Origin of the sequence: Pseudogemmobacter faecipullorum (assembly GCF_020539525.1) — a bacterium.
Taxonomy (GTDB): domain Bacteria; phylum Pseudomonadota; class Alphaproteobacteria; order Rhodobacterales; family Rhodobacteraceae; genus Pseudogemmobacter; species Pseudogemmobacter faecipullorum.
Genome location: NZ_JACDXX010000006.1, coordinates 125,553 through 147,697, shown reverse-complemented (window position 1 = coordinate 147,697; position 22,145 = coordinate 125,553). Strand labels below are relative to the sequence as shown.

At 66.4% G+C, this 22,145-nt stretch carries 25 protein-coding genes; 4 read left to right on the top strand and 21 right to left on the bottom strand.

Annotated elements, in window-relative coordinates; genetic code table 11:
• The first annotated feature begins 82 nt into the window (after window positions 1-82).
• The 4 genes from H0485_RS08465 to H0485_RS08450 all read left to right on the top strand — a co-directional run bounded on the left by H0485_RS08465 (window position 83) and on the right by H0485_RS08450 (window position 4,761).
• On the top strand, window positions 83-718 hold the full coding sequence (locus H0485_RS08465; RefSeq protein WP_226934934.1) for a DUF2268 domain-containing putative Zn-dependent protease: 636 nt from the start codon (window positions 83-85) through the stop codon (window positions 716-718).
• Window positions 719-1,016: 298 nt separating this feature from the next.
• Window positions 1,017-2,003 carry a pyruvate dehydrogenase (acetyl-transferring) E1 component subunit alpha gene (gene pdhA / locus H0485_RS08460; RefSeq protein ID WP_226934933.1) on the top strand — a complete coding sequence of 329 codons (987 nt, stop codon included), beginning with the start codon at window positions 1,017-1,019 and terminating at the stop codon, window positions 2,001-2,003.
• 12 nt (window positions 2,004-2,015) lie between these two features.
• Complete coding sequence (locus H0485_RS08455; RefSeq protein WP_226934932.1) at window positions 2,016-3,419, top strand: pyruvate dehydrogenase complex E1 component subunit beta; 1,404 nt, start codon at window positions 2,016-2,018, stop codon at window positions 3,417-3,419.
• Between the two features lie 16 nt (window positions 3,420-3,435).
• Window positions 3,436-4,761 (top strand): pyruvate dehydrogenase complex dihydrolipoamide acetyltransferase, encoded by a 1,326-nt coding sequence (locus tag H0485_RS08450; protein WP_226934931.1) that lies wholly within the window; start codon window positions 3,436-3,438, stop codon window positions 4,759-4,761.
• Window positions 4,762-4,833: 72 nt separating this feature from the next.
• Here H0485_RS08450 and H0485_RS08445 read toward each other — a convergent pair whose 3' ends face one another.
• The 21 genes from H0485_RS08445 to H0485_RS08345 all read right to left on the bottom strand — a co-directional run bounded on the left by H0485_RS08445 (window position 4,834) and on the right by H0485_RS08345 (window position 22,023).
• Complete coding sequence (locus tag H0485_RS08445; protein ID WP_226934930.1) at window positions 4,834-5,535, bottom strand: CDP-alcohol phosphatidyltransferase family protein; 702 nt, start codon at window positions 5,533-5,535, stop codon at window positions 4,834-4,836.
• Window position 5,536: 1 nt separating this feature from the next.
• Window positions 5,537-6,478: a phosphatidate cytidylyltransferase gene (locus H0485_RS08440; protein ID WP_226934929.1), complete on the bottom strand. Its 942-nt coding sequence runs from the start codon at window positions 6,476-6,478 to the stop codon at window positions 5,537-5,539.
• A complete protein-coding gene (locus tag H0485_RS08435; RefSeq protein WP_226934928.1) occupies window positions 6,475-7,146 on the bottom strand; it encodes a lysophospholipid acyltransferase family protein in 672 nt (223 codons plus the stop codon). Before H0485_RS08435 ends, H0485_RS08440 begins: the two co-directional genes overlap by 4 nt.
• A gap of 7 nt (window positions 7,147-7,153) precedes the next feature.
• Entirely contained in the window at window positions 7,154-7,960 is an 807-nt protein-coding gene (cysE, locus tag H0485_RS08430) for a serine O-acetyltransferase (RefSeq protein ID WP_226934927.1), read from the bottom strand.
• Window positions 7,961-8,152: 192 nt separating this feature from the next.
• Window positions 8,153-12,055 carry a baseplate multidomain protein megatron gene (locus H0485_RS08425; RefSeq protein WP_226934926.1) on the bottom strand — a complete coding sequence of 1,301 codons (3,903 nt, stop codon included), beginning with the start codon at window positions 12,053-12,055 and terminating at the stop codon, window positions 8,153-8,155.
• Between the two features lie 3 nt (window positions 12,056-12,058).
• Complete coding sequence (locus H0485_RS08420; protein WP_226934925.1) at window positions 12,059-12,529, bottom strand: C40 family peptidase; 471 nt, start codon at window positions 12,527-12,529, stop codon at window positions 12,059-12,061.
• Window positions 12,526-13,413 carry a phage/gene transfer agent baseplate hub protein gene (locus H0485_RS08415; protein WP_226934924.1) on the bottom strand — a complete coding sequence of 296 codons (888 nt, stop codon included), beginning with the start codon at window positions 13,411-13,413 and terminating at the stop codon, window positions 12,526-12,528. The genes H0485_RS08420 and H0485_RS08415 overlap by 4 nt, the downstream gene beginning before the upstream one ends.
• Complete coding sequence (locus tag H0485_RS08410; protein ID WP_226934923.1) at window positions 13,410-14,039, bottom strand: DUF2460 domain-containing protein; 630 nt, start codon at window positions 14,037-14,039, stop codon at window positions 13,410-13,412. The genes H0485_RS08415 and H0485_RS08410 overlap by 4 nt, the downstream gene beginning before the upstream one ends.
• Window positions 14,040-14,048: 9 nt before the next feature.
• Window positions 14,049-14,639: a phage tail tape measure protein gene (locus H0485_RS08405; RefSeq protein WP_226934922.1), complete on the bottom strand. Its 591-nt coding sequence runs from the start codon at window positions 14,637-14,639 to the stop codon at window positions 14,049-14,051.
• On the bottom strand, window positions 14,560-14,835 hold the full coding sequence (locus H0485_RS08400) for a phage tail assembly chaperone (RefSeq protein WP_226934921.1): 276 nt from the start codon (window positions 14,833-14,835) through the stop codon (window positions 14,560-14,562). Before H0485_RS08400 ends, H0485_RS08405 begins: the two co-directional genes overlap by 80 nt.
• The gene (locus H0485_RS08395; RefSeq protein ID WP_226934920.1) at window positions 14,832-15,161 is read right to left on the bottom strand and encodes a GTA-gp10 family protein; all 330 of its coding nucleotides are present in this window, start codon (window positions 15,159-15,161) and stop codon (window positions 14,832-14,834) included. Before H0485_RS08395 ends, H0485_RS08400 begins: the two co-directional genes overlap by 4 nt.
• Entirely contained in the window at window positions 15,161-15,574 is a 414-nt protein-coding gene (locus tag H0485_RS08390; RefSeq protein WP_226934919.1) for a phage major tail protein, TP901-1 family, read from the bottom strand. The genes H0485_RS08395 and H0485_RS08390 overlap by 1 nt, the downstream gene beginning before the upstream one ends.
• Window positions 15,575-15,610: 36 nt before the next feature.
• Window positions 15,611-16,009 (bottom strand): DUF3168 domain-containing protein, encoded by a 399-nt coding sequence (locus H0485_RS08385; protein ID WP_226934918.1) that lies wholly within the window; start codon window positions 16,007-16,009, stop codon window positions 15,611-15,613.
• Complete coding sequence (locus H0485_RS08380; protein WP_226934917.1) at window positions 16,006-16,344, bottom strand: head-tail adaptor protein; 339 nt, start codon at window positions 16,342-16,344, stop codon at window positions 16,006-16,008. Before H0485_RS08380 ends, H0485_RS08385 begins: the two co-directional genes overlap by 4 nt.
• Complete coding sequence (locus H0485_RS08375) at window positions 16,341-16,943, bottom strand: head-tail connector protein (RefSeq protein ID WP_226934916.1); 603 nt, start codon at window positions 16,941-16,943, stop codon at window positions 16,341-16,343. Before H0485_RS08375 ends, H0485_RS08380 begins: the two co-directional genes overlap by 4 nt.
• A gap of 80 nt (window positions 16,944-17,023) precedes the next feature.
• Window positions 17,024-18,205, bottom strand: coding sequence for a phage major capsid protein (locus H0485_RS08370; protein ID WP_226935002.1), 1,182 nt, complete (start codon window positions 18,203-18,205; stop codon window positions 17,024-17,026).
• 123 nt (window positions 18,206-18,328) lie between these two features.
• Window positions 18,329-18,871, bottom strand: coding sequence for an HK97 family phage prohead protease (locus tag H0485_RS08365; protein ID WP_226934915.1), 543 nt, complete (start codon window positions 18,869-18,871; stop codon window positions 18,329-18,331).
• An 11-nt stretch (window positions 18,872-18,882) separates the two neighbouring features.
• Window positions 18,883-19,128, bottom strand: a complete 246-nt coding sequence (locus H0485_RS08360; RefSeq protein WP_226934914.1) for a GTA head formation protein, RCAP_rcc01685 family — start codon at window positions 19,126-19,128, stop codon at window positions 18,883-18,885.
• Window positions 19,125-20,351 carry a phage portal protein gene (locus H0485_RS08355; RefSeq protein ID WP_226934913.1) on the bottom strand — a complete coding sequence of 409 codons (1,227 nt, stop codon included), beginning with the start codon at window positions 20,349-20,351 and terminating at the stop codon, window positions 19,125-19,127. The genes H0485_RS08360 and H0485_RS08355 overlap by 4 nt, the downstream gene beginning before the upstream one ends.
• A 42-nt stretch (window positions 20,352-20,393) precedes the next feature.
• Window positions 20,394-21,728 carry a DNA-packaging protein gene (locus H0485_RS08350; protein WP_226934912.1) on the bottom strand — a complete coding sequence of 445 codons (1,335 nt, stop codon included), beginning with the start codon at window positions 21,726-21,728 and terminating at the stop codon, window positions 20,394-20,396.
• On the bottom strand, window positions 21,679-22,023 hold the full coding sequence (locus H0485_RS08345; protein ID WP_226934911.1) for a hypothetical protein: 345 nt from the start codon (window positions 22,021-22,023) through the stop codon (window positions 21,679-21,681). The genes H0485_RS08350 and H0485_RS08345 overlap by 50 nt, the downstream gene beginning before the upstream one ends.
• Between the last annotated feature and the right edge of the window lie 122 nt (window positions 22,024-22,145).

The window sequence follows — 22,145 nt, the reverse complement described above, 5'->3', positions numbered from 1 at the left end:
CGGGCTCAGGCCGCCGGATTCGTCACACAGATCCCTCTGCGGACATCTGCAATCAGATGTGATAATAAGCAACATGCCTCAGATGACCTTACACATCATCAATGCCCGCCATCAGCTTACCAGCATAGCGGAATGGATTTCAGAGCGGCTGGAGGATGCGTTTTCGGTATCTGCAAGGCATTTGCCGCTGCGCGATACGGATGTGATCCTGCGAGCCGGGAAAGCGGTCATTCAGGAGAAGGGGCATCTGGGATATGCTCCCGAAAGGGGGCTGATCTACGTGACCGCAGATCCCGAAAACCCTGCCCTGCGGGCGAACCCTTCACAGTCTTTGGAACGAATGCTGGCACATGAGCTGCATCACTCCTCGCGCTGGGACGGTCCAGGCTATGGCAAAACACTGGGTGAGGCGCTTGTTTCGGAGGGGTTGGCCGGGCATTTCGCACAGGAAGCCTATGGCGGCGAGCGCGAACCCTGGGAGCAACTACCAGCCAGCACCTTGCGTCCCTACTTCCTCAAAGCTCAGGCAGATTGGCAAAGCGCCGATTATAATCATGCTGAATGGTTTTTCGGATCACAGGAGTTCCCGGCATGGCTGGGCTATTCCCTCGGCTATGAACTGGTCGGGCGCTATCTGGCAACGCATAGCGATGCCCGTGCATCCAGCCTGGTCCATGCAGACGCTGCCTGTTTTCGCGCATTGCTCAACACTGTTTGAGAGGCCCTTCACCCCGCAAAGCCGCCCGGCAGGCCGGGTTTAACGCGCCCGACATGCGAAAGCCGATACCGTTGCGGGCCAGCGCTGAAACAGTGCGCCCGCCGGGGCCGCAGCGTTTTCAGGATCGCAGCCTTTCCTCGATCGGCGCCCCCTTCCCTATGCTGCAGCTGCAGCCAGGCGAGAGCTTGCAGGCCAGCACCTCTTTGGTGCAGAATTCTTGCCAAGCCCTGCAAAAATCGATAGTCTCTCGATAGTTTAACGTTAAACAATCCACATTCACCGATCCTGGGAGGGGCCTGTGGCACGCAAGCCAGATGCGAGACCGAATGTCTCGAAAGAAGAGCTGCTGAAATTCTACCGCGAAATGCTGCTGATCCGCCGCTTTGAGGAAAAAGCCGGCCAGCTCTACGGCATGGGCCTGATCGGCGGCTTCTGCCATCTCTATATCGGCCAGGAAGCAGTGGTTGTCGGCCTCGAGGCGGCAGCGAAAGAGGGCGACAAACGCCTGACCTCTTACCGCGATCACGGCCATATGCTGGCCTGTGGGATGGATGCCAGGGGCGTTATGGCCGAGCTGACCGGCCGCATCGGCGGCTATTCCAAAGGCAAGGGCGGCTCGATGCATATGTTCTCGAAAGAGAAACATTTCTACGGCGGCCATGGCATTGTCGGCGCCCAGGTGCCGCTGGGCGCAGGTCTTTCCTTCGCCGATAAATATCTCGGCAATGACAATGTGACCTTCACCTATTTCGGCGATGGCGCGGCCAACCAGGGCCAGGTCTATGAGACCTATAATATGGCTGAACTCTGGTCGCTGCCCTGTATTTTCGTCATTGAAAACAATCAGTATGCCATGGGCACCTCGATGCGGCGCTCGACCAAATCCACCACTTTGTTTGAGCGCGGCGTGGCCTATGGCATCCCGGGCGAACAGGTCGACGGCATGGATGTGCTGGCGGTCAAAGCGGCGGGCGAAAAGGCCGTGGCGCACTGCCGCGCCGGCAAGGGCCCCTATATTCTTGAGATGATGACCTATCGCTACCGCGGCCATTCGATGTCGGATCCGGCGAAATACCGCACCCGCGAAGAGGTCGAGAAGATCAAGACCGAGAAAGACTGCATTGAACATGTGCGCGACCTGCTGCTGCAGGGTGGCCTCGCCTCGGAAGAGGATCTCAAGGCCATCGACCGTGATATCAAGGCCCTCGTCAATGAATCGGCCGAATTTGCAAAAGACAGCCCGGAGCCTCCTGTCGAGGATCTCTGGACCGATATTACCGTCTGAGGGGGAAGAAAGATGGCCGTAGAAATTCTGATGCCGGCGCTTTCTCCGACGATGGAGGAAGGCACGCTCGCCAAATGGCTGGTAAAAGAAGGCGATGAGGTCAAATCGGGCCAGATCATCGCCGAGATTGAGACCGATAAGGCAACGATGGAGTTTGAGGCCGTCGATGAGGGCAAGGTCGGCAGACTGCTGATCGCCGAGGGCACCGCCGGGGTAAAGGTAAACACCCCGATTGCAGTGCTGGTTGAGGATGGCGAGAGCCTGTCCGACGCGCCGGCAGCCGCTGCGCCCAAAGCGGCAGACAGCCCTGCCCCCTCGCCCGAGGCTGCGCCCGGCGTTCCGGCCTCGGCGGTGAAACCGGCCGCGCCTGCGCCTGCCGCCCCGGCAGAGGTGCCGCAATCCTGGCCGCATAGCGATCTGCCCGCAGGGGTGCAGACCAAAACCATGACCGTGCGCGAAGCTCTGCGCGAGGCCATGGCCGAAGAAATGCGCGCCGATCCGAATGTCTTCCTGATGGGCGAAGAGGTCGGCGAATATCAGGGCGCCTATAAGATCAGCCAGGGCCTGCTGGATGAGTTCGGCGCCAAACGCGTGGTCGACACCCCGATCACCGAACATGGCTTTGCCGGGATCGCGGTCGGCGCCTCCTGGGGCGGCCTGCGCCCGATTGTCGAGTTTATGACCTTCAACTTCGCCATGCAGGCGATTGACCATATCATCAACTCGGCCGCCAAGACGCTTTACATGTCGGGCGGTCAGATGGGCTCGCCGATGGTGTTTCGTGGCCCGAATGGCGCCGCCGCCCGTGTCGGCGCGCAGCACAGCCAGGATTACGCCGCCTGGTATGCCGCGATCCCGGGTCTGAAAGTGGCGATGCCCTGGTCGGCAGCCGATGCCAAGGGCCTGCTGAAAACCGCGATCCGCGACAATAACCCGGTGATCTTCCTCGAAAATGAGATCATGTATGGCCGCTCGTTTGAAGTGCCGGTCGGGGATGATTTCACTATTCCCTTCGGCAAGGCCTCGGTGGTGCGCGCCGGTTCGGATGTGACCATGGTCTCCTTCGGCATCGGCGTTTCCCATGCGCTCGCGGCAGCGGAAGAGCTGGCGAAACAGGGCATCGAGGCCGAGGTAATCAATCTGCGCACCCTGCGCCCGATTGATTACGACACCATCCTGGCCTCGGTCGCAAAAACCAACCGCTGCGTCACCGTGGAAGAGGGCTTCCCGGTAGGCTCGATCGGCGATCACCTCGCCTCGACCATCATGCAGCGCGCCTTCGATCATCTCGACGCGCCGGTGATCACCTGCACCGGTAAGGATGTGCCGATGCCCTATGCGGCAAACCTTGAGAAGCTGGCGCTGATCACCCCGGCTGAAATCGTCGAGGCGGTGAAAACCGTCTGCTACCGCTGAGGGAGGGAAAAGAGATATGGCAATTCAGATCCTGATGCCCGCTTTGTCCCCGACCATGGAAGAGGGCAGCCTGGCGAAATGGCTGGTGAAAGAGGGTGACAACGTCAAATCCGGCCAGATCATCGCTGAAATCGAAACCGATAAGGCGACGATGGAATTTGAGGCGGTGGATGAGGGCGTGATCGGAAAAATCCTGATCGCTGAGGGCACGGCGGGCGTCAAAGTGAACGCCCCGATCGCCGTGCTGCTGGAAGAGGGCGAGGATGCTTCGGCCGCCGAGGCCGCTCCGGCAGCCGCAGAGCCAGAGGCCGCCAAGGCGGAAGCCCCGAAGGCGGACCCCGTCAAAGCCCAAGCCGCCGCCCCGGCTGCCGCGCCTGCGGCTCAGGGCGCGCGTGTCTTCGCCTCGCCACTGGCGCGGCGCATCGCAAAGGATAAGGGGCTGGACCTGACCCTGGTCCAGGGCTCTGGCCCGCATGGCCGCATCGTCAAGGCCGATGTTGAGGCGGCACAGCCTGGCGCGGCCCCGGCCCCGGCGCCCGCGGCAGCAGCTGCCGCGGCGGGTTCGATGCCCGCAGCGGCGGCGGCTCCGGCCAAAGCCGCAGCCCCGGCTGGCCTCTCGCCCGAGACGGTGCTGAAAATGTACCAGGACCGCGCTTTCGAGGAGGTCGCGCTCGACGGTATGCGCCGCACCATCGCCGCGCGGCTGAGCGAGGCCAAACAGACCATCCCGCATTTCTATCTGCGCCGCGAGGTGAAACTCGACGCGCTGATGGCCTTCCGCGCCGATCTGAACCACGCCCTGACCGGGCGCGGCGTCAAGCTTTCGGTCAATGACTTTGTCATCAAGGCCTGCGCCATTGCGCTCCAGCAGGTGGCCGATGCCAATGCGGTCTGGGCTGGTGACCGGATCCTGAAGCTCAAACCCTCGGATGTGGCGGTGGCCGTCGCGGTTGAGGGCGGGCTTTTCACCCCGGTTTTGCGCGATGCCGATAAGAAATCGCTCTCGGCTTTGTCGGCCGAGATGAAAGATCTGGCGCATCGGGCGAAATCGAAAAAGCTCGCCCCCCATGAATATCAGGGCGGCAGCTTCGCAATCTCCAATCTCGGCATGTTCGGGATTGAGAATTTCGATGCGGTGATCAACCCGCCGCATGGCGCGATCCTCGCCGTTGGTGCCGGGCTGAAAAAGCCGGTCGTGCAGGAGGATGGCAGCCTTGGCGTGGCGACCGTGATGTCGATGACCCTCTCGGTCGATCACCGGGTGATCGATGGCGCGCTTGGCGCGCAGCTGATGAAGGCGATTGTCGAGGCGCTGGAAAATCCGGTGACCATGCTGGCGTAAGGCTGGCCCTCATGAAAAAGCCGGGGGCTTTCAGGCCCCCGGACCCCCTGGGATAGTTCCAGACAGATGAAATTAAGGGCCGCGCGCCTCAAGCCGGGCGAGGAGTTTCATCGAGCGGCGGATCAGCGTAGCGATCAGCCCGGCAAGGATCAGCCAGAGCGCAAAGCCCATGATCTGCGCCCCGCTATAGGCCAGCGGCAGCACAGCCGCCGCCAAAGCGGCAAGGGTCAGCGCCGCCATCCGCTGCGGCTTGGCCATCGGCCCCGAGAAATCGGGGGGGAAGCCCTCGGCCCGGCCCAGTTCGCGCAGCCAGGCGCTGCAGATCGCCAGCGCGCCAATCCCCAGCCCAAGCGCGGGCAGACCGGCGAAAAGCCCTGCCCCCCAGAAGAACAGAAGATCGGCGATCCGGTCCGGCGCCTCATTCCAGAACGCCCCCGAGGCCGAGCCCTTGCCGCCCTCAACCGCCACCATGCCGTCGAGCAGATTGCACAGCAGCCGGGCCTGGATCAGCAAAGCCGCCAGCACCAGCCCCGCCGTCTGAACCAGCGGCCCGGAAAGCCCGGCAGCCCAGAACACCAGCAGCGCAATCGCGGCACAGCCCATTGAGGCCATCGAGATCTCATTCGGCGTCACCTCTCCGGCTGCGAGACGGCGCGCGAGGCGGCGGATCAGCGCATTGTCGCGCAGCCGGATCGGGCGGCGGTTGCGGCTTTCAGGCTCAGAGCCAGCCGGTTCAGGGCGCGGTCCATTTGGGTCGGGGATCAGATCACTCATCTCAGGTCCAGTACCAGCGGGTCATATGGAAGAAGACCGGGGCGGCGAAGACCACCGAATCCAGCCGGTCGAGAAAGCCGCCATGTCCGGCGATCAGATGGCCCCAGTCCTTGACGCCCTTATCGCGCTTGATCGCCGACATCACGAGGCCACCGAAAAACCCCATCAATGTCACCAGAAGCGCCATGCCAAAGGCCCCGGCCATGGAAAACGGCGTCATCCACCACAGCGCTGTTCCGGCCAGGGTTGCGGTCAGCACGCCGCCGATCAGCCCCTCCCAGGTCTTGGAGGGCGAGAGCTGCGGCGCCACTTTATGCCGCCCCAGCAGCTTGCCCCAGACATATTGCATCACATCCGAGAGCTGCACGGTAAAGATCAGCCAGGCAATCAGAATGACCGAGCGCCCCTCATAGCCGGGGATCTGCAAAGACAGCAGCGCCGGCACATGGCTGACGCAATAGACCGAGATCATCAGCGCCCATTGCGTCTCGGCCACCCGGGTCAGAAAGCCCTTCGTCTCACCGCGCAAAGCCGAGACCACCGGCATCAGCAGGAAGGCATAGACCGGGATGAAAATCGCATAGAGCCCGTACCAGTCGATGCCAACCAGCCAGTATTGCACCGGCAGCACCAGGAAAAACGCCGCCGCCAGAGACCAGTGATCGGCCCGGGCCTTGGCGGTCAGGGTCAGAAATTCGCGCAGAGCCGAGAAGGACAGGACCGCGAACAGGATCACCACCCCCACCCGCCCGGCGAGAAAGGCCAGCGACAGCAGGATCACCATGCCCCACCAGGCCGCGATCCGCGCATTCAGATTCTCGATCACCGGATTGCTGCCATCTGGCGCGATCCGCGCGCGCAGCAAAGCCCCGGTCAGGGTGGCGATCAGCAGGATCAGCGCGACGCCGCTCAGCAGCCAGATCAGATGCGGGGATTCACTCATGACTGCGCCGCCTCGCGCTGTGCCAGCAGCGCCGCACGGGCGCGCTCAAGGAAAGCCGCTTTCGGCTCATCCGCCCCCAGATGCAGCGCCGGGCCGAAACTTAAGCTGCAGATCAGCGGCAGCGGCACCACCTCGCCCTTGGGCATCACCCGGTTCAGATTCGAGATCCAGACCGGCACCAGATCCACCCCGGGCTGGCGCTTTGCCAGATGGTAGAGGCCGGATCTGAACGGCAGCAGAACCTCATCGCCCATATTGCGCACCCCTTCGGGGAAAAGGATCAGCGATGAGCCCGTGCGCAAAGCCGCCTCCATCAGATCAACCGGATCCTCGACCCGGTGCTCGGGCCGGCGGTCGATCAGCACGGCATTGAACACATCCTGGATCAGAAAGCGGCGCAAAGGCGATTTCAGCCAGTAATCCAGCGCTGCCACCGGCCGGGTCTGGCGGCGCAGATTGCCCGGCAACACGGTCCAGAGCAGCACGAAATCGGCATTCGAAGTGTGATTGGCAAAATAGACCCGCTGCCGCGGCACCGGCTCTATTCCGGCCCAGATCGCGCGGGGCGCGGTGACAATCCTGGCGAAAAGGCTGATCGCGCGGCCGGCGAGGCCTGCCCCCGCAGCCCGTGCCAGCGCTTTCAGCTGCAACCCTGTTTTCTGCGTCACGCCCGGTTCACTCGGCTTTAATATGCTGATCCATGCTCAGGGCCGGCTGCGGGCAGCCTGCCTTGCCCACCACCCGGGCCGGAACCCCGGCCACAGTGGTCTCGGCTGGCACCTCTTCAAGCACAACCGAGCCCGCCGCGATACGGGAGCAATTCCCGACCCTGATATTGCCCAGCACCTTGGCCCCGGCCCCGATCAGCACGCCATTGCCGATTTTCGGATGGCGGTCGCCATCCTCTTTGCCGGTGCCGCCGAGGGTGACGGAATGCAGCATCGACACATTATCGCCGACCACCGCCGTCTCGCCGATCACGATCGAATGGGCATGGTCGATCATAATGCCGCGCCCGATCCGGGCGGCGGGGTGAATATCCACGCCAAAAGCCTCGGAGACCCGCATCTGCACGAAATAGGCCAGATCGACCCGGCCCTTCTGCCAGAGCCAGTGACCGATGCGGTAGGCCTGCACCGCCTGATAGCCCTTAAAGAACAGGATCGGCTGCAGATAACGGTGGCAGGCCGGGTCACGCTCATAGACCGCCATCAGATCGGCGCGGGCCGCCGCCCCCAGCTCGGGCGAGGTCGAATAGGCCTCATCGGCGATCTCGCGCAGGATCTGTTCGCTCATCTCGCCACTGGCCAGTTTCAGCGAAAAGCGGAAGGCCAGCGCGCGCTCAAACGTGGCATGGTGGAGCAGGCCGGAATGGATCAGCGCGCCCAGCAAAGGCTCGGCGCGCACCGCCTCAACCGCCTCGCTGCAGATCCGCGTCCAGACCGGATCGAGCGGGGTAATGCGATGCATGGTCTCAGCCATGAGAGGCTCCTTCCTGGTGCGGCGGCCGCGGAGGCGGGGTCGGTTTGCCGGGCGAACCGCCCGGCCCCGATCCGGAACAAAGTGGCGCAATAGTGGTGCAGTTCGGGGTAATTATCCTCCAGGAAAAGCCAAACAGCAATCCGCATCCGTTTCTCCAGGCCGCCCGGCCCGGCTTTTTCGCGCGTTCTGGCCTCAGCCCGGCAGGGCAATCCGGCGAAAAGGCCCTGGCCCAAACCGCAAGGACAGCTGCGCCACCGCCAGAAAACAGCCCGCAGCCGCGCCATCCGCCGCCTGTTGCCCCGGGCTGTACAGGAACTCGGGCAACTGGGTGGTATAGCTTTGCAGCACCATAGCGCCGCTTTCGATGCGCAGCAGATAGGCCTCACTTTCCTCGCCCAGCGCGATCTCGCTTTGCTGCCAGCTGTCGGCATCAATCCGGCCACGCCGGATCCAGCTGAAGCGGATCTCTCCGCCAGCCCGGCCCCGGGCGCGCAGATGGGCCACCGGATAGGGCCGCAGGCCGATAGCGTCAAAAGCGCTGCTGATCGCCACCGCCGAGGGCGCCGCATAGCCCCGCGCCAGCTGGCCGATGCGGTAATCGCGTGCGAGGCCCCGGGCCGAAAGCGGCAGATCCACCGGCACCGGCGCGCCGTCGAGCAGCACCACCCGGCTGCCCGACGGCCAGTTGGGCGGCATGATGCCATCACTGCCGGCCTGACCGCGCAGCCGCAGGCTCAGCTCCCAGCGATCCGGCCCGACCAGCCCGGCCCGGGCGAACTGAAACACCTCCCAATGCGCCGCTGAGCCATCGCCGATCGCCATGACATTGGCGCCATTGAGCACATCGAGCGGATCTCGCGCCTGCAGAGCGCCACGGCTGAGGCGGATGCGCAGCGCCGGGCCGCGGTCCCAGATCCCCGGCCGCGCCGCCGCCAGCGCGGTCTCAGTCACCCCGATCACCGCCGGGCGCGTGATCAGCCGGTTCAGCTCAAACCCCGCCCCGGGGCTGCCCGACCACAGGCCAACCGGCCCCGGCCAGGGCCGGGCCGCGACCGCGATCAGCGGCTGATGCGGCAGCTCGCTGCCGCTGAGCATCGGCAGATCGAGAAACAGCGGCCAGACCGGCACCGGCGCCAGATAGGGCGCGGGTGGCACCGGCAGCTCCTCGGGACCAGCGGCGGCGGCATAGACCCCGCCCTCGATCCGCACCGCCTCAATCCGGCGGCTATCGCCCTGCTCGACCCGCTCGATCCGCCATTGCGCACCATCGGGGGTGGCGATGCGGTCGCCCGGCCCCGGCTCCGGCCGCGACGGATCTGGCCGCGAGGGGGCCAGGCTGAGGCGCAGGCTGTCGCGGCCGATCCGGCTCTCGGCCAGCCAGCGCGCGGCAATGCCCCTCGCCTCGCCCCCGGTCAGCACCAGCGAAAAGCCGGTGGCCTCGACCATACGCCGGCTTTCATCGGGCTGGCGCGCCTCGCTCATCCGCACCTCATAGCTGCCATCGGCCTCGATATAAGAGAGGCGGATCACCGTGCCGCTTTCCGGCTCAGGGGCGCGGCGGATCCCGGCCAGCCCCGCCAGATCATCAACCGCGTAATCCCCGGGCTCCAGCCGGTGATCAATGCCGGGACGGCGGCGGCGACAGACAAGCCTGCCGCCGCGCTCGGCCAGATCGACGCCGAAGGCCTGGAGCAGCGGCTGCAGCGAGGCACGCCCGCTTTCGACATCGGCCAGCATATAGCCGCGCACCACCGCTTCGGCCCCGGCGGTGTCAATCTCTGTCAGCCCGTTTTCGCCGCAGATCGCCGCCAGCAGCGCCGACAGCGGCTGATTACTGGCCCGGCCGTTCAGCCAGTGGCCGCGCGCATAGGCGCCGCCATCGCTCCACAGATCCTGGCGGGCCGGAAACACCGGAAAGGGCCGGGCATCCCAGGCCCAGACATGGGCGCGCGCCATATCAATCATCCGCCCCGGATAATGCGCTGAGAGCGGATTATGCGCCGGATCGCCCCAGTAGCCCGCCATGGCGCGCAGATATTGCATCTGCATCAGATCATCACGCGCCCCGGTTGAGGCGCGCGGCAGCCCCGATTCCGAGGACCACAGGTCCAGAAAGCGATTGGGCTGATTAGCGCCTTTATCAATCGCGGCGCAGCCATATTCGGTGAAACGGATCGCCTTTGAGCCGGGCAGCCAGGCCGTCGCCCCTTCCTCGCGTATGCCCGCTTCGCGCGGGTGATGCGCATTTTCCCACCAGCCGCGCAGATCTTTCACCCGGTAGACCCAGGGCTCGCCATGGGCCTCATCGCGGATCGGCCGCCGGATCTGCGCCGCCTCGCCCTCGGGGCTGTCGTAATACCAGTCGTAATATTCGCCCCCCGCCACATTGGCCTGCAGATAGGCGAGGTTGCTGATATCGCCCCAGGCGGCATCGAGGTGATCCTCGCCCTCGCGCCAGTCGGAAAGCGGCATGTAATTGTCGATGCCGATAAAGCCGATCTCAGGATCGGCCCAGAGCGGGTCGAGCGGGAAGCACAGATCCTGGCCAAGCTGCTGCGCGCCATATTCGGTCCAGTCGGCAGCATAGGAGAGTTTCACCTCCGGCCCGAGGATGGCGCGCAGCTCGCCCGCCAGCCGGATCAGCGCCATGACCGCCGGGAATGCGCCGCTGGCATCGCGCAGCCGCGTCAGCCCCGGCATTTCCGAGCCGAGGCAAAAGGCATCCACACCCCCCGCCGCCCGGCACAGCCATGCGTAATGCAGGATGAAGCGGCGATAGCGCCATTCTGCGGGGCCGGTGTAATGGATCTCCTCGCCCTGCAGGCTGAAGTCTCTGGGCTGAGCCTCGCCGAAAAATGCGGCAATTTCATCTGCAACCGCATCATTGCGCTCTCTCCCCCCTGGCGCGAGCGCCGAAGTGATGCGGCCGCGCCAGGGCAGGACCGGCTGATCCGCGGCCCCGCTCCAGGGATCGGGCCGGCCATTGCCTGCCAGCTGTTCCATCAGGATGAAAGGATAGAACATCACCTCCTGGCCGCCGGCGCGCAGGGCGCGGATCGCCTCGATCACCGCAGCATCGGCCGGGGTGCCGCCATAGATCACCCGACCCTCGCGCCGGGCCAGCAGCCCGGCCGCCGCGCGGTCAATCCCGCCCGCGCGCCAGGGCATACCGACCCCGTCTTGCTCTTTCTGTTCGACCCGGGGCCGGATCTCGCAACTGCCGCAGCGCAGATCACTGCCGAACCAGGCCACCACCAGCGAGACCGAGGCACAGGCCGGAAGCTCACGCTGCAGCTGGTCAAGACTGGTGCGAAAATCTGTCCCGCCCGAGGGGGAATGGCTGTTCACCGCCCGGTTCTGCCCCTCGCCCTGGCTGAAATGCACCGGGCTGAGCGCCAGGGCATATTCGCCGGTGCCCGGGATCAGCGCCACCGCCTGCACCAGATCCTGCAAAGCGCTGCCTGGTGCCACGCCCGGCCCCTGGACCTTGCGGATCACCTCAAAGCTGAACTGCGGCACCCGGTTGCCCCAGGCGCTGACATCGAGATCCTCGATCACCACATAGGCAAGGCCGCGAAAGCCGGGCACCGATCCCGCGCCCTCGACCGCCTCGATCTTCGGATCGGGCAGCTGATCCTCGCTGCCGGGATAAAGCCGCAGGCTCAGATCCTGCGGCGCGATCTCCATGCCATCGGCCCAGATCCGGCCAAGCCCCTGGATCTCGCCCTCGCACAGGCCAATGGCGAGGCTGACGGTGTAGGAGAATTCGGTGACCTTCGGGCCGCCCCCCTTGCCGCCGCGATGGCTGGAGCTGTGCTCCTCAAACTGCGAGGCCCAGATCACATGGCCGCCGATCCGCATCCGGCCCCAGAGCCGGGCAATCGCCGCCCCCTCGCCGCTGCCGCTCAGGCGCAGCCGGTCGATCCGGCCAACCTCCACCGCCTCCGAGCCGCCGCCAAGCACGCGCTGGTCAATCGCCCGCCCCAGAGTGGCACCGATGGCCCGGCCGATCACCGCGCCCGAAAGGCCCAGCACCGTGCCGCCAAAGCCCGCACCAATGGCCGCACCGGCCGCCGAAAGAACCAGCGTCGCCATGGATCACTCACTCCCTGCTCGGATCGGGGGAAAGGCAAAACAACCGGCAATCCGCCGCCGCCAGGGCAGGGACAGCGGGCTCTCGGTGACCGCATGGCCGCTATAGGCATGGATAAAGCCGGGCGCGGGCTGCACAGCCGAACAAAGCCCGAGATGGCGCGCCGGGCCAGAATCGCGGATGCGAAACAGCAGCACATCGCCCGGCACCAGCGCCGCCAGGGGCTTTGGCACCAGCCAGAGCTGCGCCGCCTGCAGCAGCGCCTCGCCCTGACCCGCCTCGGCCCAGTCGGGGCTATAGGGCGGCGGCTCGGTCGGAAGGCTGCCATAAAGCGCGCGCCAGATCCCGAGGATCAGCCCAAGGCAGTCACAGCCCGCGCCGCGACAGCGCGCCTGATGGCGATAAGGCGTGCCGAGCCAGAGCCGCGCCTCGGCCAGCGCCGCCGCCGCCGCGGCTCCGCTCACAGCCGCACTCACAGCCCCGCTCCGGCGCCAGGGGTCAAAAACAGGCTGCCGCCGGTATTCTCCTGGCCCTGACGTGGCCAGGAGGTCAGCCAGTCTTCCGATGGCAGATGAGGAAAGCCGCGAAAGTTCTTCAGATTGCTGAACTTCTGGCGACAGGTCACCGCGCGCCGGTCACAGCCGGGGCCAAGCCGCACCTGGTCGCCGGGGAGAAGCCCGGCCCGCAGCGACTGCCAGAGCCCGATCTCGCGCCCCTCAGCCAGCAGCCGGTCGCTGCGGATCATCGCATCCAGCCCCGCTGCCGCGCCTGAGAGCACCTCGAGCCGGCCCTCGGCGAACCAGCCTGGCTCAAAGCTTTCCGCCGGAGCGAGATGCAACAGCCGCCCGGCGCCGCTGACCGCCAGCACCGGCAGCTCCTGCAGATAGCCCGGCTGGCGCAGATCGAAACGGCAGCGCGCATCCCCGAGGACCGCCGAACAGCCGCGGCTATAGGCATGGCCCTGGGGCTGCGACAAAGCCTCGCTCAGCCCGCGCAGCTCGGCGCGAAAGGCAAGGCCATGCTGGCTGATCTCACCCAGAGTGCCATGAAACAGCAGCCTGTTGCGGCTCAGATCCTGCCAGTCCGCCAGCCAGAGCATGATCTCTGCCCCGTCAAACCGGCCCGCCGTCAGATCACCGGCGCGGATCGCCGTATCCGACAAAGCCCCCAGAGCCTCGGCATTATCGACTGCCAGACCGGCTACCTGAACCAGAGCCGAGGCGGTCAGCCCGCTGCCGGCGCGGCAGATCAGAGCGTTAAACTCCAGATCGCAATCATGATCGGTAAAGCCAAGCCGCAGCCCGTCGCGCCGGGTGATCTGCCAGATCCGGCAAAAGCTGGTGCTGTCCGGCCCGCTCACAGCCGGATCTCCACCACCGGCACGCCGGGCATTTCGCCGGCCTGAAAACTGGCGACCGAGAGCGCGATGCGGTCGGTGTCGAACCTGACCGGAACGTCAAATTCAAACCCCGCCGTGACCCGCGCGCCGCGAGGCGGCGCGGTGTCAAAATGCAGCCTGCCGCGGCTCAGCTCCAGGCTGTAATCGACGGTTTCGGTCTGCGGATCCCCGCCCAGCCCCACCAGCACCGTGCCCGCCACCGGCTTGACCACCGGGCGGCTGTAGCTTTCCTCGCCCGAGCGGTAGAGTTTGCACAGATCAAAGCTCCGGCGCTGGCCGTCGCCGATCCCCAGCTCCTGATCAAAGGCGCCTGGGCTGCCCGAGGCGCGGCAGGAGCGGTAATCGCTCCAGTCTTTCCAGCGAAAGCCATGCAGCTGGCCGCGCCGGGCCTCAAAAAACGCGATCAGCGCTTCGAGATCATCAAGCGAGCGCAGCCCGACGCCCGCATCATAATGGCGACGCGCATGGGCCCAGGGGCTGTTGCGCTCTTCAAAGCCATTGGCCAGGCTGACAATTTCAGTGCGCCGCTCGGGCCCACCGACCGAGCCAAAGCTGAGGCTGGCGGGAAATCTCACCTCATGGAACATGGTTCTGCCTCACCGGTTTCGCTGGCCGCGCATCAGCGCCCGGCCGATCTGCGCCGCAATCTGGCTTTCGGAACGCCGGAAGCTTTCGGCATCCGGCGTGGTGATATTCATCACCAGGCTGACCGGCCGTGCCTGGCCGGTCGTGGCCACGCCAAGCCGGCCATCCGCGCCGCGCATGGCAAAGCGGGTCGGGGCGGTGACGATGCCGCCCCTGGCAAAGGGCATCACCCGCCCCTGCGAGAACGGCGCGCCAGCGGCAAAGGGCATCAGCCCCGACATCAGCCCGCCGATGCCTGCGGCAAGCGCGCCTCCGGCAGCTTTATGGACCGGGCGCATCGCCATGGCATAGAGATTGTCGATCACCCGGGCGGTCAGGCCTTTCAGCGCCTGATCCAGCTTCAGCCCGTCAAAGAGCAGCCCGTCGAAACTGCGCCGCAAAGCGGCGGAAAAGCCGCTGGCAAGGCCGGTCATCTCGCGGCTGGTGAAGCTGGTGTTTTCGCGCAGCCGGGCCAGTTCAGCGTCAAAGCTGGCCAGCAGCGGCGCCAGGCTGGTGATCTGCTCCCCGATCCCGGCAAGCTCTGTCTCTGCAGTCGCGCTCATCTTTTTGCTCCTTTGCCTTTGCCAAAGCGGCATCCAGCTCGGCCAGCCGCGCCCGGCTCAGCGGCGGCGGTCCCGGCTCCAGCCCCAGCATCAGCCGCAGCTCAACCGGGGTCAGCGCCCAGAACCGGCCCGGTTCAAGCTTCAGCCCGCCGATCCCGGCGCGCATCAGCCCGGGCCAGTCGAACCGGCTGTTCATGGTTCCGGCAGCGCGAAGGCGCGCGTCAGCAAATCCGCCGCCGCCCGCGCCGCCGCCAGCGGCCCCTCATCGCCGCCATAGCCGATGCGGACCGTCAGCAGATCGGGGCTGCCGCCCTGCCAGCCACCACCGCGCAGGCCTGCGACCAGCAAAGCCAGCAGATCGCGCCCCGAAAACTCACCCGCCTCAAGGCGGGAGATCAGCGCGATCAGGCCGGGCGATCCGGGCAGCGCCTCCATCTCGGCCAGCGCGCCGAGCGTCAGCCTGGCGCAATGCGCCACCCCGTCGAGGCGGATCTCGACCTCTCCCGCCAGCGGATTAACCATCACAAAGCCGTAAAGCTCAGCGCCCCGGCCGAGGCCAGCGTCAGCTCATAGCTGGCCTCGCCATTATAGCTGCCGGAATAGTCGAGCGCGGTGATCTGAAACGGCCCCTGGATCACACCGAAATCCGGGATAACCACCTGAAAGGCAGGGATTTCCCCGTCAAAAAAGATCTGGCGTGCCCGCTCATCTGTCGCTGCATCGCGAAACACACCCGAGCCCGAGATCATCGCTGATTTCACCCCTGCGCCCGCCAGCAGCTCGCGCCAGCCCCCCGCGCTCTCAAGGCTGGTCACCTCGACCGTTTCGGCATTGAAACTGGCCCGGGTCGCGCGCAGCCCGGCAATGGTCTCAAACTGTCCGTCCCCGGTCTGGTCAATTCTGATCAGCAGGTCTTTTCCGGCCTGAACCGCCATCACCCTCTCCTTAGCTGAAAATTGCGGCGCGGCGGATCACAGCTCCACCCGCAGCCGGAAGGTCAGATCAATGCGCCGCACCGCCCCCTGATCCAGCCGCCGCGCCCGCGCCCGCTCAAAGCTGAGGCTGACGATACGGCCCCGGTTCAGGCTGGGGTAAGGCGGATCGGCCAGGGCATCGGCAATCGCCACCGCGATCTGCTTTGAGGCCAGAAAGCCGCTGGCATCCGAAATCACGCTGAAGATCAGCCGGTGCTCGGCCCCGGCGCCGCTCTGGTCCGAGGCGTCGCGGACTTCCTCGGGCCCGATCAGCACGAAAGTGCCGGGCGGGGCCTCGGGCAAAGCGTCGTAAATCGCCACATCCCCGAGGCCCGGGGCCGAGATCAGCCGCGCATAAAGCGCCGCCTGGACCGCGGCCGAGGCAGCATAGCTCATCGCGCGCCCTCCTCACGGCAGGAACAGATCAGCCAGCGCCCCCCGGCATCGCGCTCGGCCACGGTCAGAATGGTGAAAATCCGCAGGCCCTCGCGAAACCTTTGTCCGGGCCGGGGCCGCAGCGCCGAGCCGGGGGGCGCGCCGCGCAGGGTGATCGCCCAGGGAATGGTGGCAAGGCTGAGCTCTTCGCCCGGGCTTTCGCGCCCGGCCCCGGCCCGGACCGCGGCCCAGAGCTGGCCCAGAGCCAGCCAGCTGCGGTGAAAACCCCCGGCCCCGTCGGCCTCGAGGCTTTCCTGTTCGAGCAGCAGCGCCCGGTTCAGATGCGGCGCCCTCATCCGCGCCGCCCGCCGCCAAGCACACGCAGCTGCCGCCAGCCCTCGATCAGCGCCAGCACCCTTGCGGGCAAAGCCGCCATCTGCACGCCGCCATCATGGCGATATTCGTAAAATTCGGCCGCGAGCAGCAGCACCGCCTGGGCCAGATCGGCCGGAACATCCGCCCAGCTTTCGCCAAATCCGGCCTGAAAGCGCAGTTCAACCCGCCCGCCGGTCCCGGGTTCGGGCAGAGCCGCCCCGGTCCCGGCGAGGCGCGGCCGGTGCTGATCGCGGATCAGCCGGTAGCGCGCCGGATCAAGCAGCGTCACCGCGCCCCCGGCATCGATCAGCTGCACCGAGAGCACCGCGCTGACCGGGGCCAAAGGCAGGGCCTGGGCATCGGCATCGCGCCAGCCCTCCAGCACCAGAAGAAAATTGCGCGTGAGCAAGGCCTTGGCAATGCGGCCCTCGATCACCGCCAGCGCGGCGCGCAGATGGCTGTCCAGCAAAGCATCCTGATCCGGGGCCAGCGCAAAACTGCTGCCCAGCTGCAGATGCTGTTTCAGCCCCGCCAGCGGCAGTGCCCCGGCGGGCAATGTGGTCTCTTCGGTCAGTCGCATCCCCGGCCCTCCGCTGCTGATCACGCTGCACTGGCCCGCCAGATCCGGCGGGCCAGTGCCGAAAACCTCAGCCGAAAACCTCAGCTGGTGGCGATTTTCAGCAATTTGATCGCCGCATAATCGGTGATATCGCCGCCGACGCGCTTGCTGGCATAGAACAGCACATGCGGCTTGGCCGAAAAAGGATCGCGCAGAATGCGCAGATCGGGGCGCTCGGCGATGGTATAGCCGGCGCTGAAATCGCCAAAGGCCAGCGGATAGGCATTGGCAGCCACATCCGGCATATCCTCGCAGATCAGCACGTTATAGCCCATCAGCCGCGCCGGTTCCCCTGCCGCCAGCCCGTCCGACCAGAGAAACCGCCCATCGGCATCCTTCATCTTGCGCACCGCGCCTGCGGTTTTCGAATTCATCACGAAACCGGCATTGGCGCGGTAATCCGCCCCGAGCGCATAGACGAGGTTAATGATGCAATCGGCCGGATTGCTGATGGCGAAATCAGCCGAGGCGCCGGTCGCCACATAGCCGAGATTACCCCAGCTCCAGGAGGCATTGGCGACCTTGGCGGGCAGCAAAATGCCCTTCGGCTTATCCAGGCCATCGCCCGAGATAAAGGCCGCCGCCTCGGCCCGGATGAAGCGCGCCGCGATCCTGGCCGCGAGCCAGCTCTCGACATCAAAGGCACTGTCATCGAGCAGGCGCTGGCTGGCCTTGGGCATGGCCGAAAGCTCATGCAGCCGGATCTGGATGCGCTCAATCGCCGGGGTGGCGGTCTCGCCCGTGGCCGTGCTTTCGCTGGCCCAGCCCGAACCGATATCCGAGCGGTCGATCAGCACATCGAAGGAGCTGGCCTCGACCTGGACCACATTGGCCACCGCGCGCAGGCTGGAGGTCGAGACCAGCATCGAGCGGATCTGATCGGCGGTCCGGGGCGAAACCAGATAGCCGCCATCCGCCGCCACCGCCGTGGACATGGCCTTGCCCTCGGGGACAAGGCCGCGGTAGCCCTCATCATCGCCGCTGCGCAGATAGGCATCAAAGGCCTTCTGCAGGGGCGCTGCCTCTTCGCTGGCGGGCGACAGAACCGGGCGGCCAGCATGGCTGATTTTTCTCTGAAGCATGGTCACTCGCTTTTCCTGCTGTTGCAGCGATTGTTTAACTTCACTGTGAAAACTGCTGAATTCTTTAAGAAAACCAGCCACTGCACCCCGGACATCGCCGAGGCCAGCCGCCGCGCCAGAGCCTGGCTCCGGCCTTTGCATAACAAGCTCATCCATCCTGATCCCTCCTTCAGCGCGCCTCTCCTGGCGGGCCTGGCAGCCCTGATGCGGGCGTCACGGCCGAGCCCGTGTCTCAGCTCCGATCACGCCCTGCTGCCCCCCTGCTCAGACCGTGCTCAGGGCCTGGCGCGCCGCCTCAAAAAATCCCGCCAGCGCAGCCAGCTCGGCCACTTCCGCCTCGGCCTTGGTCACGGCGCGGGCCTCGCTCAGCATCGGGAAGGTCACCAGCGACACCTCCCAGAGGTCGATCTCGCGCAGCACCCGCCGCCCCTTTGCATCGCGCTCGGCCGCGATGGTGCGATAGCCGATCGACAAGCCGTCAATCGCCCCCGCCTCGAGCAGCACCGCCGCCTCGTGGGCCTGGGCCACTCCGGTCAGCAGCCGCCCGCTGACCCAGAGGCCGCGCCCGTCCTCGCGCACCTCTTCCCAGAGGCCGATCGGCCGGGTCGGATCATGCTGCCAGAGCATCCGCACCTTGCCGCCCCGCTTTGCGATCCGGCCCAGCGAGGCGCTATAGGCCCCCGGCCCGACCACATCGCCGCCCTGATCGCAAAGCCCGAACAGCGAGGCATAGCCCTCAAGCCGGCAGCCCTCGCGCAGGACCAGCCCTGGTCCGGCCTCTGTCTGGCAGAATTTATGCTCCAGCATCTTTTCCCCCGTTACCGCAAAGCCGCGCCAATCAGCGCCTCGGCCCCCTGGGCCAGCAGAAAGGCGGTGAGGCCACAGACCCCGAGCCAGATCCGCCGCTCGAGCCGTTCGAGCACCGCATCAATCTGGCCGAGGCGGAATTCCAGCGCCGCCCAGCGCTCCTGCATCACCCGCTCATTGGCCTCGATCCGGGCCTGGGCGGCGTCGAAACTGTCATAGAGAAAGCGCGATCCCGCCCCCTCGCGCCGCGCGCTCATGATGCCCCGGCAAGCGGCGGCAGGCCGAGGAGCAGGCGCTTCTCGGCATCGCTGAGAAAGCCCGCCGCGCCGATCCTCGCCCAGTGCTGATCGCGCTCGGCCGCGAGGGCGGGCACCTGATCGGGATCGGGGCGCAGGCTGACGGGCCGGCCGCTATGCTCGCCCAGCCAATGCGCAAGGCCCGCCAGCACCCGCGCCGCCAGCGGCAGCACGGTCAGGCGGTAAAAGGCCCGGTTCGCCTCCTGATAATTGGCATAGGTGGCATCGCCCGGAATGCCGATCAGCATCGGCGGCACGCCAAAGGCCAGGGCAATCTCGCGCGCCGCGGCCAGTTTGGTCTCATGAAATTCCATATCGCTGGGGCTGAAACCCATCGGTTTCCAGTCGAGCCCGCCTTCGAGCAGCATCGGCCGCCCGGCATTGCGCGCGCCCTGATGATGCGCCTCCATCTCGGCGACCAGCCGCTCATACTGATCGGGGCTGAGCACGCCGCCCGCCTCGCCGCCGCTATAGATGATCGCCCCCGAAGGCCGCGCCGCATTGTCGAGCAGGGCCCGCGACCAGGAGGAGGCGGCATTATGCACCTCAACCGCCACGGCGGCCGCCTGCAAAGGCGCAAGGCCGTAATGGTCATCCTGGGGGTGAAAGCTGCGCAGATGGCAGAGCGGCTGCGGCGCAGCCGTCATGTCAAAGCGGTGCACCCGGCCCCCCACCGCGTAATCCCAGGCCAGAGGCCAGCCATCCGGTCCGGGGATCAGCGTCATGCGGTCGGGGCGCAAAACATGCAGCTCGCCCGGCAGCGCAGCCGACAGATCGCCCGGCAGCGCGCCGGTCTGCGCCCCCGTACCCTCGCCCGCCACCGCCTCAATCCAGGCATTGCCGCTGAGCAAAAGATGGCCATAGATCGCCTCAAGGAATTCGGCCTGGCCCTGGGCGGCATTGGGGCGCTGCAACAGCGCCAGCACCGGATGCGCCTCATAGCGGTGATCGCAATCCTGGCAGAGCACCGGCAAAGCCGCCGCCGCCTCGGCCACCAGCCGCACGGCGCGAAAACCGACCGGATTGCCCTGAAAGCCCGCCCGGCTCAGCGCGGAGAGATCGCGCGCGCCCGGCGCCACCGCGCCCCGCCCGCCGCTGGCCAGAGCAATCACCCGGCCGGTGGCGCTGGCCTTGCGCGCCAGATCGGGCACGACCTTGTCTTTTGCCTTGCGAAAGCCAAACACTGCCCGTCCCCCAGATTGAACTCTTTGCGAAACTTCCGGCGCTCAGAGGCTGCGCAGCCCCGGCTGCCCGCCCGGGCCGGCCATCAGCTCTGTCATCGCCCAGACCAGAGCATCGAGCCGGTCGGGGCTGCCCTGGCCCTGCCAGCCGGCCCGGGTCATCTGCAGCATCTGCGCCTCAAGCGCGGCGAGGCCGCGGACATGGCCGACCCTTCCCTGTTCATAAAGCGCGGCCACCGGTTCGGCGCGCAGCATCTTGCCGCGCATCGCCCGGACCTCGCGGATCGGCACCACCGGATCGATCTGGCGCACCACCGAGGCGACCAGATCGCCGCCCTGATTGACCTCGACCACCAGCCGGTCGGCGCCAAATTCGCTCATCGCGGCGAGGGCCGCCCTGGCCCAGCCATCGGGCGAGGCACCGCGCAGCGAGCGGTCGGCCAGAACCAGCGCGCGCCAGTCTTTCGCCCCGCCGCGCCGGTCGAGCCCCACCACCACAATGCCGCATTCATCCGAGCGCTTATGCGCCGTGACCGGCGGATCCACCGCCACCACCACCCGCCCGGGCCGGATATCTGCCAGCGCCCCTGCCGCCTCGATCATCGCCCGGCTCCAGAGCGCGCCCTCTTCCTCCTCGATCAGCAGGCCCTCCATCTCCTGGCGCCCGGTGGTGGTGCCGCCATAGCGCGCCCCGATCTCTTCGAGGAAACTTGCCGCCAGCCAGGCCCGGTTGGCCTCGGTCGGGGCATGGGTGATCACGGTAGAGGGATTGGCGAGGATCGCCTTCAGCACCGCCAGATTGCGCGGTGTCGTCGTCACCATCTGCTGCGGATGGCTGCCAAGGCGCAGGCCAAACTGCAGCTGCTCCCAAGTCTGGGCGGCTTTGGGCCATTTCGCCAGCTCATCGGCCCAGGCCGCGTCAAACTGCGGCCCGCGCAGCCTTTCGGGATCATGGGCCGAAAACAGCTGCGCCACCGCGCCGTTCTGCCATTCGAGGCAATTGCGCGTTGCATTCCATTTCGGGCGGCGGTCGGGGGGCGAGCAGGCGAGGATGCCGCTTTCGCCCAGCACCATCACCTCGCGCGCCTGTTCCAGGGTTTCGGCCACCAGCGCGAGGCGGCGTGCCTGGCCCGGGGCCTCCGGCGTACCGCCCTCGACCATATGGCGCACCCATTCAGCCCCGGCGCGGGTCTTGCCGGCACCGCGCCCGCCCATCACCACCCAGGTCTTCCAGGCCCCCTCGGGCGGCAGCTGATGCGGCAGGGCCCAGAAGTCAAAGATCCAGGGCAAAGCCAGCAGGGCATTCTCACTCAGCCCGGCGAGGAAAGCCTCAATCTCCGGCTGCGGCGCGCAGGCGAGCCAGGCGGCGCCCGATTTCATCGCGCGCAGCTCCGAGATCAAGGGCCCCGCCCCCGCTGAGGCCTGTGGTAAGCTCTCCGGCAATCTGCCTGCGTAATCTCTCGACATTGCGTCGCTCCTCCAGAAGCGCTTTGGACAGATCGGCCAGATCGCGCACCGCGCGCTTTGCCTCTTTCGCCCCGGCAAACCGGCCGGCGCGGATTTCCGCGAAAGCCTCGTTCAGCTCTTCCACTGCGATGCGGTATAATTCCCCGGTCAGTTCCAGCGCCTCGCCCGCCTCGCGGGCGGCTTCGGCATCGGGGGCTCTGAAGCTCACTGTCATGCGCCTGCCCGCCCTCCCGCTGTCGCGTTCTGCAAGCTCTGGCTGAGAAAGCGACAGACCCGGCCCCTGGCCTCAGCGCGCTGTCACTTTCCTTTCAGCACCGGCCAAGATTGTCG

What these genes read in the sequence shown, in the direction of transcription:
- H0485_RS08350 (WP_226934912.1), bottom strand. Translation starts at nt 21,728, where the DNA reads ATGAAATCGGGCGCCGCCTGGCTCGCCTGCGCGCCGCAGCCGGAGATT.
- H0485_RS08370 (WP_226935002.1), bottom strand. Translation starts at nt 18,205, where the DNA reads ATGCAAAGGCCGGAGCCAGGCTCTGGCGCGGCGGCTGGCCTCGGCGAT.
- H0485_RS08365 (WP_226934915.1), bottom strand. Translation starts at nt 18,871, where the DNA reads ATGCTGGAGCATAAATTCTGCCAGACAGAGGCCGGACCAGGGCTGGTC.
- H0485_RS08425 (WP_226934926.1), bottom strand. Translation starts at nt 12,055, where the DNA reads ATGGCGACGCTGGTTCTTTCGGCGGCCGGTGCGGCCATTGGTGCGGGC.
- H0485_RS08390 (WP_226934919.1), bottom strand. Translation starts at nt 15,574, where the DNA reads ATGGCGGTTCAGGCCGGAAAAGACCTGCTGATCAGAATTGACCAGACC.
- H0485_RS08440 (WP_226934929.1), bottom strand. Translation starts at nt 6,478, where the DNA reads ATGAGTGAATCCCCGCATCTGATCTGGCTGCTGAGCGGCGTCGCGCTG.
- H0485_RS08375 (WP_226934916.1), bottom strand. Translation starts at nt 16,943, where the DNA reads ATGCGACTGACCGAAGAGACCACATTGCCCGCCGGGGCACTGCCGCTG.
- H0485_RS08395 (WP_226934920.1), bottom strand. Translation starts at nt 15,161, where the DNA reads ATGGTTAATCCGCTGGCGGGAGAGGTCGAGATCCGCCTCGACGGGGTG.
- H0485_RS08405 (WP_226934922.1), bottom strand. Translation starts at nt 14,639, where the DNA reads ATGAGCGCGACTGCAGAGACAGAGCTTGCCGGGATCGGGGAGCAGATC.
- H0485_RS08400 (WP_226934921.1), bottom strand. Translation starts at nt 14,835, where the DNA reads ATGAACAGCCGGTTCGACTGGCCCGGGCTGATGCGCGCCGGGATCGGC.
- cysE (WP_226934927.1), bottom strand. Translation starts at nt 7,960, where the DNA reads ATGGCTGAGACCATGCATCGCATTACCCCGCTCGATCCGGTCTGGACG.
- H0485_RS08450 (WP_226934931.1), top strand. Translation starts at nt 3,436, where the DNA reads ATGGCAATTCAGATCCTGATGCCCGCTTTGTCCCCGACCATGGAAGAG.
- H0485_RS08385 (WP_226934918.1), bottom strand. Translation starts at nt 16,009, where the DNA reads ATGAGCTATGCTGCCTCGGCCGCGGTCCAGGCGGCGCTTTATGCGCGG.
- H0485_RS08465 (WP_226934934.1), top strand. Translation starts at nt 83, where the DNA reads ATGACCTTACACATCATCAATGCCCGCCATCAGCTTACCAGCATAGCG.
- H0485_RS08380 (WP_226934917.1), bottom strand. Translation starts at nt 16,344, where the DNA reads ATGAGGGCGCCGCATCTGAACCGGGCGCTGCTGCTCGAACAGGAAAGC.
- H0485_RS08445 (WP_226934930.1), bottom strand. Translation starts at nt 5,535, where the DNA reads ATGAGTGATCTGATCCCCGACCCAAATGGACCGCGCCCTGAACCGGCT.
- H0485_RS08360 (WP_226934914.1), bottom strand. Translation starts at nt 19,128, where the DNA reads ATGAGCGCGCGGCGCGAGGGGGCGGGATCGCGCTTTCTCTATGACAGT.
- H0485_RS08455 (WP_226934932.1), top strand. Translation starts at nt 2,016, where the DNA reads ATGGCCGTAGAAATTCTGATGCCGGCGCTTTCTCCGACGATGGAGGAA.
- H0485_RS08410 (WP_226934923.1), bottom strand. Translation starts at nt 14,039, where the DNA reads ATGTTCCATGAGGTGAGATTTCCCGCCAGCCTCAGCTTTGGCTCGGTC.